Annotated in this window: 10 protein-coding genes; 4 read left to right on the forward strand and 6 right to left on the reverse strand. The window is 37.6% G+C overall.

The window, feature by feature from the left end; all coding sequences use genetic code 11:
• Positions 1-68: 68 nt before the first annotated feature.
• Positions 69-461: a hypothetical protein gene (locus FVQ77_15990; protein MBW8051802.1), complete on the reverse strand. Its 393-nt coding sequence runs from the start codon at positions 459-461 to the stop codon at positions 69-71.
• 217 nt (positions 462-678) lie between these two features.
• On the opposite strand from FVQ77_15990, the gene FVQ77_15995 reads away from it, so the two are divergent.
• The 4 genes from FVQ77_15995 to uvrC all read left to right on the forward strand — a co-directional run bounded on the left by FVQ77_15995 (position 679) and on the right by uvrC (position 5,958).
• On the forward strand, positions 679-2,961 hold the full coding sequence (locus tag FVQ77_15995) for a penicillin-binding protein (GenBank protein ID MBW8051803.1): 2,283 nt from the start codon (positions 679-681) through the stop codon (positions 2,959-2,961).
• A gap of 172 nt (positions 2,962-3,133) precedes the next feature.
• Positions 3,134-3,379: a hypothetical protein gene (locus tag FVQ77_16000; protein ID MBW8051804.1), complete on the forward strand. Its 246-nt coding sequence runs from the start codon at positions 3,134-3,136 to the stop codon at positions 3,377-3,379.
• Positions 3,380-3,381: 2 nt separating this feature from the next.
• Positions 3,382-3,693, forward strand: coding sequence for a type II toxin-antitoxin system RelE/ParE family toxin (locus FVQ77_16005; protein MBW8051805.1), 312 nt, complete (start codon positions 3,382-3,384; stop codon positions 3,691-3,693).
• Positions 3,694-4,041: 348 nt separating this feature from the next.
• On the forward strand, positions 4,042-5,958 hold the full coding sequence (gene uvrC, locus FVQ77_16010; GenBank protein ID MBW8051806.1) for an excinuclease ABC subunit UvrC: 1,917 nt from the start codon (positions 4,042-4,044) through the stop codon (positions 5,956-5,958).
• Between the two features lie 117 nt (positions 5,959-6,075).
• On the opposite strand, the gene gldN is transcribed toward uvrC, so the two are convergent.
• The 5 genes from gldN to FVQ77_16035 form a co-directional block, all read right to left on the reverse strand.
• On the reverse strand, positions 6,076-6,900 hold the full coding sequence (gene gldN, locus FVQ77_16015) for a gliding motility protein GldN (GenBank protein ID MBW8051807.1): 825 nt from the start codon (positions 6,898-6,900) through the stop codon (positions 6,076-6,078).
• A 51-nt stretch (positions 6,901-6,951) separates the two neighbouring features.
• Complete coding sequence (gene gldM / locus FVQ77_16020; protein MBW8051808.1) at positions 6,952-8,589, reverse strand: gliding motility protein GldM; 1,638 nt, start codon at positions 8,587-8,589, stop codon at positions 6,952-6,954.
• Positions 8,590-8,666: 77 nt separating this feature from the next.
• Complete coding sequence (gene gldL, locus FVQ77_16025; GenBank protein MBW8051809.1) at positions 8,667-9,638, reverse strand: gliding motility protein GldL; 972 nt, start codon at positions 9,636-9,638, stop codon at positions 8,667-8,669.
• A 268-nt stretch (positions 9,639-9,906) separates the two neighbouring features.
• Positions 9,907-10,947, reverse strand: a complete 1,041-nt coding sequence (locus tag FVQ77_16030; GenBank protein ID MBW8051810.1) for an SUMF1/EgtB/PvdO family nonheme iron enzyme — start codon at positions 10,945-10,947, stop codon at positions 9,907-9,909.
• Positions 10,948-11,251: 304 nt separating this feature from the next.
• Positions 11,252-12,222: type IX secretion system membrane protein PorP/SprF (locus FVQ77_16035; GenBank protein MBW8051811.1), on the reverse strand; the 971-nt coding region annotated here is incomplete at its 5' end.

The following is a 12,222-nucleotide window of genomic DNA, read 5'->3' on the forward strand; positions in this document are numbered from 1 at the left end:
AAAACATAAAATTATTGATAATATCATACTCAATGTATCTTTTTTTTCTATAAAATCACCATTTAGTATCATTGAAATAATGTTTGCATGAATAACCACTCCATACATATCAGGATATGACCTGCCATAAGTGCAGAAAGATCGGTAAAGACTTGGCAAATCACATCTTTTCGAAGCTGACCAAGAGTATCACTGCCAATTATTGCAGGATCATCAAAACCAGTACCTATCCCTAACTCACGATCAGTAAAAGTTAATAGAAAAAAACCTGCTGTACATTGATGAGAATGGCGTATAATATCTTCATCTGAGGGTATGATCAAATCATTTAGGCTATATAAATTGCCGAACCTATCGAAAATTTCCTGTCCGGCTAAAGAATCTATTTGTGCAAAATTATTACTGCTATACAATAAGGCGCACAATGTAATGAATAACGAGAGTTTAGTGATTTTTTTCATGATCTTTAAGTTTACTGATTGTAATAAAAACTCTGTAATATAAGTAAAAATTTAATATGATCAAACAAAAAAGGTGTTTTTTAACTTTTTTTTAAACTTAAGTTATATCTTGCAAGATATAAATAATATAAGAAATAAAACAAATTTTTACAGCCATTTTTTTCATATATTCATTAATTTGCAAAAGATTTTTCTATTCATGTAACCAGCATCAACCATGTCCTCCAAACTCCTAAAAACATTATGGATCTCATTTATAGCAGTGTGGTTCTTGTTTATATTATTTATCTTTTCTGTAAACATTAATTTATTAGGCTTATTTGGGGGGCTTCCCGGTTTAGAAATTCTGGAGAATCCTAAAAGTGAGCTGGCTTCAGAGATCTATTCAATTGATAATGTATTGTTGGGTAATTTTTTCCGGCAATACCGGAGCGCTGTGGATTATGAAGATATTTCTCACCACATGCTCAACGCTGTGCTTTGTACAGAAGATATCCGGTTTGCAAAGCATTCAGGTATTGATTTCAGAGGGTCATTCAGGGTCCTGTTCAAAACAATTTTTTTGGGACGATCGGCTGCTGGCGGGGGAAGTACAATTACCCAGCAACTTGCCAAAAATTTATTCCGAACAAGAAGCAAAGAGCTTAAAGGCACATTAAGCAATATTCCTTTGCTGGGAACGATCATTATTAAAGTGAAAGAATGGATCACTGCTATTAAGATCGAACGATCCTATACAAAAAAGGAAATAATTACCATGTATCTTAACACCGTTTCATTTGGAAGCAATGCGTTTGGCATCAAGGTGGCAAGCAGAACCTTTTTCAGTACCTCTCCTAAATCTCTAAAATTAGAACAAGCAGCGGTTTTAACCGGCCTTCTTAAAGCGCCTACCAGGTACAGTCCGGTCTTAAATCCTGGAAATTCATTAGCAAGAAGAAATATTGTTTTTCACCAGATGTACAAATACAATTATATATCAAAGGTTCAATACCATTCAATAAGAACAAGGCCTATTGAACTAAATTATAAAGTAGAAAAACATAGTGAAGGGGTTGCGCCTTATTTCAGAAACAATATTGTAAGGAAGTTTATGCTCAACTGGTGCAAAGAACATGGCTATGACCTTTTCTCAGATGGCCTGAAAATTTATACAACTATTGATTCGCGCATGCAAAGATATGCAGAACAAGCTATAAAAGAACATTTAACTATACTACAGGAACAATTTTTCGAGCATTGGAAGGGTAGAAATCCCTGGATCAACGAAAACAATGAAGAAATCAGAGGTTACATCGAAAAAGAAGCAAAAAAGACAGAAACATATCGAAAATTAGTAAGACGGTATGGTGCAGGCTCCGATTCAATACATATTGTCATGAATACTCCAAGAAAAATGAAAGTCTTCTCATGGAGGGGTGGTAATATTGAGAAAGTATTAAGCCCTATGGATTCTATCAGGTACTTTAAACATTTCTTACATACAGGATTCATGTCTATGGATCCGCACACAGGTCATATTAAAGCGTGGGTGGGCGGTATCAATTATAAATATTTTCAATACGACCATGTAAAACAAGGAAAAAGACAGCCAGGCTCTACTTTTAAACCAATAGTATACACTGCAGCTATTGATAATGGATTTTCACCTTGTCATACAATGATTGATGGACCAACAACTTTTACAGTCAGGAAGGCAGATGGCAGCGGAGATACATCCTGGACACCCAAAAATAGTCACGGTGTATTCACCGGTGAAATGCTAACGATCAGGCAGGGAATGGCAAGGTCGGTTAATTCCATTACAGCCCGGCTTATGAAAAGATTAAAACCCCGGTTGGTTGTAGAATATGGCAAAAGACTGGGCATCACCAGTCCTTTGGTAGCTGCCCCGGCCTTATGCCTGGGAACCTGTGATGTCTCTGTTTATGAGCTTGTGGGGGCTTACAGCACTTTTGTGAATAACGGAATATGGACAGAGCCTATCTACATTACCCGGATAGAAGATAAAAATGGCAATGTGATCCGGGAATTTGTACCAAAAACACGAGAAGTACTAAACGAAGAAAGCGCCTACCTTATGATCCACATGCTAAAAGGCTCCACCGAAGAAAAGGGTGGTACGGCACTCGGTCTGAACAGATATGACCTACGATGGGATAATGAAATAGGCGCCAAAACGGGTACTACCCAAAATAGTTCTGATGGCTGGTTTATTGGGGTGCTGCCTCAATTGGTATCAGGGTTATGGGTAGGCGGTGAAGACAGATGTATACATTTTCGCACTATGGAATATGGACAGGGTGCAAGGATGGCCATGCCAATCTGGGCACTTTATATGCAAAAAGTTTATGACGATGCCACCTTAGGTATCACCAAAAGAAGATTTTTAAAACCCACTAAAAAATTATCTGTAGAATTGGATTGTGATTCTATAGCAGGGATAAGTGATACTTTATCAATTTCAAGACCTGTTGAGAACCGGTTTGAGGAAGACTGAAGTAGGTGTTGGGTGCTGGGGGCTGGGGGCTGGGGGCTGGGGATTCTCGGAACTGGTTGCTTGATACTGTATGCATGCAGCTTGGAATTAGGAAATTATAATTTTGTATTGATTAATTTTATGCAACTAAAGTTAATTTAAAACGTTAATTATCTAACAAAACACAAAAAATATGAGTACAGCACAAATCAAAGAAAAGCTTCACCAATACATCGATCAGGGAGATGAAAGCCTGATTAAAAAAATTTACAAGCTGGTTAAAGAAAATGATCTTGATGAAATTGTGGGGTATGCTGCAGATAGAAAACCCATCACTAAAAAAGATATAATTGCACGGGCAAAACAAGCAAATGAAGATATAGCAGATGGTAGGGTAATCACTCAAGAAGACCTGGAAAAAGAAGCAGAAAATTGGTGAAGATGAAAGTTATATGGACCAAATCAGCTAGAGGGGATTTAAGCTCAATTTACCTATATTATAAAGAGAAAGTTAACAGCAAAATAGCTCGTAAAATTAGAAGTACGATCTTTAGGCGGACAGATGTATTAAAAAGACATCCTTTTGCAGGTCAACAAGAAGAAATGTTGAAAGTTCTGCAAGAAGGTCATAGATATTTGGTAAAAGGGAATTATAAGATCATATATAAAATAACAGAAAAAAAAGTATTCATAACCCAAGTTTTTGATGCCAGACAAGACCCACAAAAACTGCTACAAAAAGAAAGAGATTAATCCTAAGCCTCTAAAAAAACACACAAATGTCAATGGCTTTAGTTTAATATAGCGTGTTAAACTGTATCTTAGCTCTGTAAATGTACACAAAATTGATAAAATCGGCAGTCGGCAGTCGGCAATCGGCAATCGGCAAAAAGGCAAAATTGATAAAGTCGGCAATCGGCAATCTACAGTCCCCAGTCGGCAAAAAACAATTGCCGACTGCTCCCGAGTACTCGGGATGGACTGCCGACTGTGGACTGCCGACTGCCGATTGTGGACTGCCGACTGTGGACTGCCGACTGAAAGGTATTCAATGTGATTTTGAAAATTATGCATTTTGCAACGTTAGTTTAAACTAAAGCCATGTCAATGCTTGAACTACCACTAACAAGTAAACTACCCAACAACCCCGGCATTTATAAATTCTTCGACAAAAATAATTCGCTTATCTATATTGGAAAAGCAAAAGATATTCGGAAAAGAGTTAGCAGCTATTTTTCCTCCCTTAAGGGGGGAAAGAGGGGGGTAAATTGGAAAACACAAAAGCTTATAAATCAAATTGATCACGTAGAATACACGATTGTTGATAACGAATTTGATGCCTTTTTACTTGAAAATAATTTAATAAAAAAACACCAGCCCAAATATAATATCCAATTAAAAGATGATAAATCTTATCCATATATTTGCGTTACCAATGAGCGATTCCCCCGTGTATTTTCATTTAGAAACATCCATATCAAACCTCCCAATGGCACTTTTTATGGCCCCTATTCAAGTGTTCGTACAATGAATACTATATTGGAATTAATTAATAGTATCTATCAACTAAGGACGTGTAAATACAATCTATCAGAACAAAATGTTAAAAAAAAGAAATATAAAGTATGCCTTGAATATCACATAGGCAATTGCAAAGGACCATGCGAAGGGCTGCAATCAGAAAAAGAATATAATGAACATATATTACAGATTAAGAGCATTTTGAGAGGTCATTTTACAAAGGCATTATCTTTTTTAAAATCTCAAATGCAGAAAGCAGCAAAGGAATTTAAATTTGAAAAAGCTCAGCAATATAAAGAAAAACTAGAGCTGCTCAATAAATACCAGAGCAGATCTCTTGTTGTAAATCAGAAAATATATGACCTTGATGTATTCACCATCATATCAAATCAAAGATTCGCATACATTAATTATTTAAAGGTAGTTAAGGGCAGGATAGTTAATACCAAAACAATTGAAGTAAAGAAAAAGCTTAATGAAACAGATGCTGAAATCCTAGCTTTTGTAATTATTGAAACCATTACACCTGCTCCCTTCTTAGATCATCAAATAAATAAAGATGAAAGTCAGGAAAAGTATTTTTCTAATGAGATCATAACAAATATTCCAGTTGAAATACCAGTCAGTTCCCCCAAAAGAGGGGATAAGAAAAAACTAATTGAACTGTCACTGAAAAATGCCTGTTTTTTTCAAAATGAAAAACAACAAAACAGGTCAACCGGAAATGATCAAACCAAGATATTAAAAAAATTACAAAAAGACCTGAGACTCAAATCCCTTCCCACCCATATTGAATGCTTTGACAATTCAAATATTCATGGGAAAAATGCAGTGGCTTCAATGGTATGCTTCAAAAATGGCACGCCATCAAAAAAAGACTTCAGGCATTTTAATATCAAATCTGTCACGACCCCTGATGATGTTGCTTCAATGAAAGAAATTGTCTATAGAAGATACAACAGCCCCCCTAACAGCCCCCCGAATCGGAGAAACGGAGAAACGGAGAAACGGGGGAGGCAAGTCACCGATTCATCGATTCACCGATTCACCGATTCGGGGGGATATAGGGGGGCTGTTCCACAACTTATCATTATTGATGGCGGAAAGGGACAATTAAATGCAGCAACAGAAGCATTAAAAAGTCTGGAGTTATACGGACAAATAGCTATTATTGGTATCGCAAAAAAATTAGAAAAAATATACTTTCCCGGAGACAATATCGCGCTGCACATTGATAAAAGGTCTGAAACCCTGAAATTGATCCAAAAAATACGCAATGAAGCACACAGATTTGCTATTCAATTTCACAGAAAAAAAAGAAGTAAAACACAAATATCACCATCACTTATTAAAATTGATGGTATAGGGGATAAAAGTATGGAAAAACTGCTTGCAAGATTCAAATCACCAAAAAAGATCAAACAAGCGTCTTTGGAAGAATTAGTTGAAATAGTGGGGTGGCAAAAAGCAGGTTTGGTTAAAGAGAGATTATTTTAGTTATTGGTTTATTAGTTTTTATAATTAAATGAAATGATTTGGATAAACCAACAAACCCAAAAACCAAAACAAGTAACTATTTAACCATAACTAACAAACCAACCAACTAAAAACTAACTAGAATTCCCAAAGATTATGCTCATACTCAAATAATTTATACAACTCCGCTTTTGAAGCTCTAATACCCCCCAATTCACCACCAAATATATCAGACAATACCTCATCTTTAGGATTAGATACTTTTGTGATATAGGAGCTAAATAATCGCAGCTTAATGGCATCGGCAAAATTATATTGCTCTGCATCATTAAAAGCGTTATGCCATACAGCACGCTCATCTTGCCTGAAAATATCAATCAGGTCTTTGTATTTAAATGACGCCACAGACACATCAAAACCTTTTAAAGTATTCCCAGCTGGAACCACCATCGTGAAAGCCAATATATCATAATACATACGTGACCGCTCTTTGTCAAAGATTACATCTTCTCTTATATCCAAAATGAAAATGTCTTTAGGGTAGTATTCATCTGAGACGGTCTCTGTAGCAGGTCCCTCCTGGTCAGGATCGCCCCAATCGTCATCCTCATCTCCGCCAAACAAGGTATCTTCCCCTGTACCTCCCAATCTCTCATCTTTGATTTTTTTAAGAAACTCCTCTTTGGTCATCGTGGTGACACATGAATCGCTCGCGTAAGGGATCAATTTTTCCTGCTTTACAGCATCCATAATGATCCTTGAAATTTCAGCGTTTTTAGCGAAAAATGGGAGATTCTGTTTTTCATCTAACCTGAGCCTTCGGACGATCGATTTTTGATACATAATATCAGATTCATGAATAGGATCTGTTGACAACGGATTATAACCGTTGTCATCTTCCTGGGCTATGCTTATTGCAATTGCTCCGGAGATAAAGACGAATAAAAAGCTTAACTTTTTCATAATAAAAATATTTTAGTCTCATTAGATAGTAAATACATCTAATGGGACAATTTATTGAATAGGAATATTAAAAATTGTTTCATTACTTGGCATTATAACTTCTTCTATCTTACTCTTGAAATTCAATCTTTGAACCTTTTTGACATCTATTACAATCCTGTCGCCAGGTTTTGCATTACTCGCAATTTCAGATATATTACATTTAGAAGATGTACAATTTATTGTAGTCACCGGCCTTCTTCCTCTTGCCAGAAATGCTACCCACTTCACAATTCTGTAACGTGCATCGTCAGGAAGAAAAGCCTTAAAATTCTTCTCGGCTTCTGCTTTAACTATGAGCGTTCTGGGACCTGGTGCATTAACACCTTTTTTCCTATCTACGGTTCTCTTTCCAATATAAACGACAATATCCGGTAAAGGTATTCCAATGACCTTAAACTCTTCTTTGCCAATATAAGTTCCGCTGCTTGATACTCTCAGAATAACCTTTTTAGCATTTGGAACAATAGTAACCTCTCCTTTCCTTGATCCCCTTATCGCTTTACCTCCCGTAACTCCGTAACTCGGTCTGTATGACTGACCCAATGCAGGAACCAATACCCTCAGTTTATTACCACAGTTCAAATAAAGTGCCGACACAGACTGAGACTGGATCTGGATCACCGGCTGGGCTACAATATACTCTTCTTCAATCATAAAAGTTGTATCCACCATACCACGTAACGTAATTGTACCTTTCCACTTTTTTTTGATCTTTCCTTCTTTATCGTAGCGGCCGCCCGTAGCCCGGAATTCTATCTCCCCCATTCCCATGGCATCTACCACTACATCTTTACCCATATACTTCATTTCCGGTTTCATGCCGGAAGTTGAAGCAGCAAGAAACATTTGTGCCTTATATTTTGTTCCCGCAGCCACAATTCTTGATTCGGGCTTCACCATGGGCCTGATAAGATCAAACTTTAGATCAGCAGCGCCTACCTGCTCTGCGAAGTAATTCATTACCAATTCTTCAAGGGAACTAACCTCTGCCTGTTTCTGGCTTAGCACAGCAAGTGCAGCAGCTACTGGTGTTTTAGAAAAAGCCAGGTAAGCAAAATCTTTACCTGTTTGATCAGCGTCATTCTTCCAGATAGGATCTTCTTCAGCGCTAAGCGCCAGTCCCGGAATGGCTTGCACCTCCGGATCATCTACAATGGATTTGATAAAAGATAAGTAACCATCCAGTAATTCCTTAAGCTCATAAGCATGGCCGGCCTCTTTTGCATCCCCTGTATATCCATTTTCAGCCGATCCTATCATAATATGATGCACTTGCTCATCTTCTGCTTTATTTTCAGGAACTCCAGATCCAGGCGGTGATTCTCCACCGCATGCTTCTATCAGCTCAGTTTTCCACCAGTTCATTCTCCTTATTATCTTGTTAGATTCTACACTAACAAACTTTGCAGCTTCTAATACAGCGACATCAGGAGCCCTGTTTCCTGACTTTTCAACCGCCAGGCGCATTTTGTGCCTAACGTTTTCAGCAGCAAAAACGTGACTATCATTCGCTGCTTCAAGTCCCTTATTCAGGAATATAAACTTATTGATGATGGCTGCGCTAATCTGCAATGCAAGCAATGCAGTAAGCACCAGGTACATCATCCCGATCATTTGTTGTCTCGGTGATAGTTTTTCACCTCCCATATTAATTGATTATTGATTATTTATTATTGATATTACATTTTCCATCTTCCATCTTCCATCAACCATCTTCCATCATATTATCCTTTCATAGCCGATAACATTCTTCCATAGATAGCGTTCAGATCGGTTAATCTGGAAGTCAATTCAGACAATGTTTCTTTAAATTGTATAGCTTCCTCACCTGTCTTGGATACATTATCCATCACTGTATTTATACCTCCATAAGCGCTATTGATAGAATTTAGGTTAGAATTCAGTTGAGATAATTCTTCTTTGAATTGCTCAGAATCTTTACGTGTTTCTGATATAGTCTGTACCGTAGCAGACAGATCGCCATAAGAGTTATTAAGTGTGTTCAAATTTGAACCCAGCCTACTGATCTCTTCTTTAAACTGCTGTGTCTCATTACCGGCATCCGACATATTCTCCATAGCAGAAGTGAGGCCCCCATAGAATTTATTGATGGTCTTCAGATGGGTATTGGCATCCTGCAGCTCCATTTCATATACTGCGTTCAGCGCCCCAAGGTTTTTGGTGATATTCTGCATCTGGTTTTGATATTCCTGTGCTTCTGATGTTGTTTCAATCAGTGTGCTCATAGCATTTACCGTAGAATTACCGGCTTCCTTTACTGCGAGCATGGATTCTGCAGCATTTCTAACATTCTGGGCATACTCATCTGTTGCAGCCGTAGCATTACTCAGATCAGCCATATTTGCCGCTGTATCACTTAAATTATGCAATCCCTTCCCCAATTTACCGATCAGTTGACTATCTATTTCAGCATCACTCATCATGTGATCCAATTTTTCACTTACGGTTTTACCGGGTGCTCCATCTCCATCTTCATCATCATGCGCCATTAATTCCGGATAAACTTTACCCCACTCGAAATCACGGAATGGTGGTGCAAAGGCGCTAAATCCGAAAATAACAGCTTCGGTACCCAAGCCTATAATAAGCATGGGATTAGCCCCGGGCCAGTGCATGATCTTAAACAACGCACCAATAATCACAACTGACGCTCCAAGACCATAGAACTTCGGCATGATCGATATGAAGAACTGGTGGAGCCACTCAGGAACATAATAGGGATCAGCACTTTGTAGTGCACGCAATTCCATTTCTTTGGAAATTTCTTCTGGTGAAAGACCTTTTTTTTCCAGTTTTTTTATAGCCCTTTGATTGAAGAATCCTTTTAATCCTTTAAACATAATTATTTTTGTTTAGTTAAATGAATAGTGAAAAAAACTTAATAATTCATCCCCGAACTAAAATTCAGGGTCATTCAAAAATTTACTCTTCAATTATTTTTTCCTAAAATCCAGATCCGGACGAACGTCCCAGATAAGTCATCACGCATCTGAACCCAACATATGATTTAGTAGTATCCTGGTATTCAAAATCCTTTGTACCGGTTTCGCAAAAGTAAGATATATCTTTCCAGGAGCCGCCTCTTATAATCTTTTTCGGTTCATTATCATCTTTATATACCGGGTTTAGATCCCAAACCGTAGGAACAGCTGCATCGTTCCATGCATCTTCACACCATTCAGCAACATTACCTGCCATATCATACAATCCAAAACTATTTGGAAAATAGGAAGCCACAGGTGAAGAATACTGGAAACCGTCATCAAAATAATTACCTCTGCCTGGCTTAAAGTTTGCCAGTACGCAGCCTTTTGCATTTCTGGGATAAGGGTTACCCCATGGATATTTTGCCATAGGTTTTTTACCACGAGCTCCATACTCCCATTCTGCTTCAGTAGGCAATCTGAATCTTGGCATTGCAAACAAACCCAATTCTGTACGCCAGTCGTTCATATGTTTTGTTCTCCATTCAGAAAAATATTTTGCTGCAAACCAATCTACTCCTACCACCGGGTAATCATCGAAGGCCGGATGCCAGAAATAATACTCCATCATCGGGTCGCCAAAATGATAAGAAAAGTCGCGCACCCATACCATTGTATCAGGATAATAATCATTCATGATAGTCTCTTCCCCTAAAATATCCAATGAATCGTTCAACAAGACTGCAATAAACTGCCGATACTCATTATTAGTTATCTCAGTTTCGTCCATCAAATAAGCGCCAATTGTAATTTGCTTATTCTGGTTTACCATGGTACGAGCCGCATTCTCATCTGCCTGTCCCATATGGAATGTACCTGAAGGACACATTATCATACCATAAGGCATCGTCATAGCTTCATAGACTCTGCCTGGAACTCCGGTCAATTCTCCTCCCCCTCCAATAACACCACCACCTCCGCAACCGTCAAGAAAGAATAGCGTTGCACATGAAGATAAACCAATTGCAATGCTTCGAATAATTCCATTTAAATTTTTCATAATTGTAATTTTTTTTACCCCTGCAATTTTTTTATCAGGGTGTATAGTTACTTTTAAAACAATTAGTAATGTAGTAATACGCAAATGTACGAAATATATAAAACTAATACAAAAAAACTTTATTTATACAACGAAAAAACGCCCAAATATTATTAAAAAAAATCAAAACCAAAACTATTTGGTAGAAAATTTTTATTTCGACCCAATAAATTTTTCACAATAGTACGAAACTTATTTATTTTAGTTTAAGTTTTGTACAAAAATTTCCGTAGAGACGTCCAAATTGGGCGTCTCTACGGAAATTTTAATGCCTGAATCTTGGCGTTCTGATAATAGGTTTTGTAGCCGCTTGCAGCGGAGGCAAAGTATATGCCAACATAATTTCATGGGATGTAGGCTTTTTTGCTTTTGCACCAATTATGGTCAGATCAAAAGAGTAACCTGTACGCAACGCGTTATCTTTTAAAAAACTGATCCCTGCCAGTATGGTGAAAGCATCCTGCTGCCTGTAAGCTAAACCACCCCAATATTGATCGTTATACATACCCATCACGTTAATTTCATAAGAAATAGTATTAAAATCTGTTTTAAAAATAAAAGAGGGTGTTATGGTCAATTCATAGTTTAATTGATAGTTATAGCCCCCTGTTACATTAAGATGAGGTTTTAGTCTTGAATCAACAGTATCTGGTTTACCGAAGTCAAATTTTGGTTGAAGAAGATGGTTAATGGCTACTCCGCCATAATACCGGTCTGATTTATCTTTAAACCAGGCTCCAAAAGCCATATCGGGTTTAATTTGCGTTTCCTTGTGATCGGGGACTACCGGATCAGGTTCATCATTCGGCCTGTAATTAAATCTCCCAATAGTACGTGAAAACATACCTGTTCTGACACCAAAACCCAATGTGCCGGTAGTCAATTCCAAATTATAGGAATATGACAACTGAATTTCAAAGTTTGACATTGGTCCAAACCGGTCATTTACCACCTGAATTCCAACACCGCCAATTTTTGGCACAGGTGTATTAAAGGTAAATGCCTGTGTAGAGGGAGAACCACCGTCATCAAATGAGGCGTCATAGAATGCCCATTGTTCCCTCCATATAAAGGTCAGACCCGGAACTCCTTCTATACCCGCATATCCAGGATTCAAATACATACTATTGAACATATAATGGCTGAGCTGTAGATCTTGCTGGGCTTTTAATTTCACCCCGTTAGATAAGATTAATATCAACAATACAATAATATAATAATAGTGCGAAAAACTAT

The sequence above is a fragment of the Cytophagales bacterium genome (assembly GCA_019456305.1).
Classification (GTDB): Bacteria; Bacteroidota; Bacteroidia; order Cytophagales; family VRUD01; genus VRUD01.

Excerpts from the sequence above, each read along its gene's own strand:
- FVQ77_15990 (MBW8051802.1), bottom strand. The coding sequence starts at position 461 with ATGAAAAAAATCACTAAACTCTCGTTATTCATTACATTGTGCGCCTTA.
- FVQ77_15995 (MBW8051803.1), top strand. The coding sequence starts at position 679 with ATGTCCTCCAAACTCCTAAAAACATTATGGATCTCATTTATAGCAGTG.
- FVQ77_16000 (MBW8051804.1), top strand. The coding sequence starts at position 3,134 with ATGAGTACAGCACAAATCAAAGAAAAGCTTCACCAATACATCGATCAG.
- FVQ77_16005 (MBW8051805.1), top strand. The coding sequence starts at position 3,382 with ATGAAAGTTATATGGACCAAATCAGCTAGAGGGGATTTAAGCTCAATT.
- uvrC (MBW8051806.1), top strand. The coding sequence starts at position 4,042 with ATGTCAATGCTTGAACTACCACTAACAAGTAAACTACCCAACAACCCC.
- gldN (MBW8051807.1), bottom strand. The coding sequence starts at position 6,900 with ATGAAAAAGTTAAGCTTTTTATTCGTCTTTATCTCCGGAGCAATTGCA.
- gldM (MBW8051808.1), bottom strand. The coding sequence starts at position 8,589 with ATGGGAGGTGAAAAACTATCACCGAGACAACAAATGATCGGGATGATG.
- gldL (MBW8051809.1), bottom strand. The coding sequence starts at position 9,638 with ATGCCGAAGTTCTATGGTCTTGGAGCGTCAGTTGTGATTATTGGTGCG.
- FVQ77_16030 (MBW8051810.1), bottom strand. The coding sequence starts at position 10,947 with ATGAAAAATTTAAATGGAATTATTCGAAGCATTGCAATTGGTTTATCT.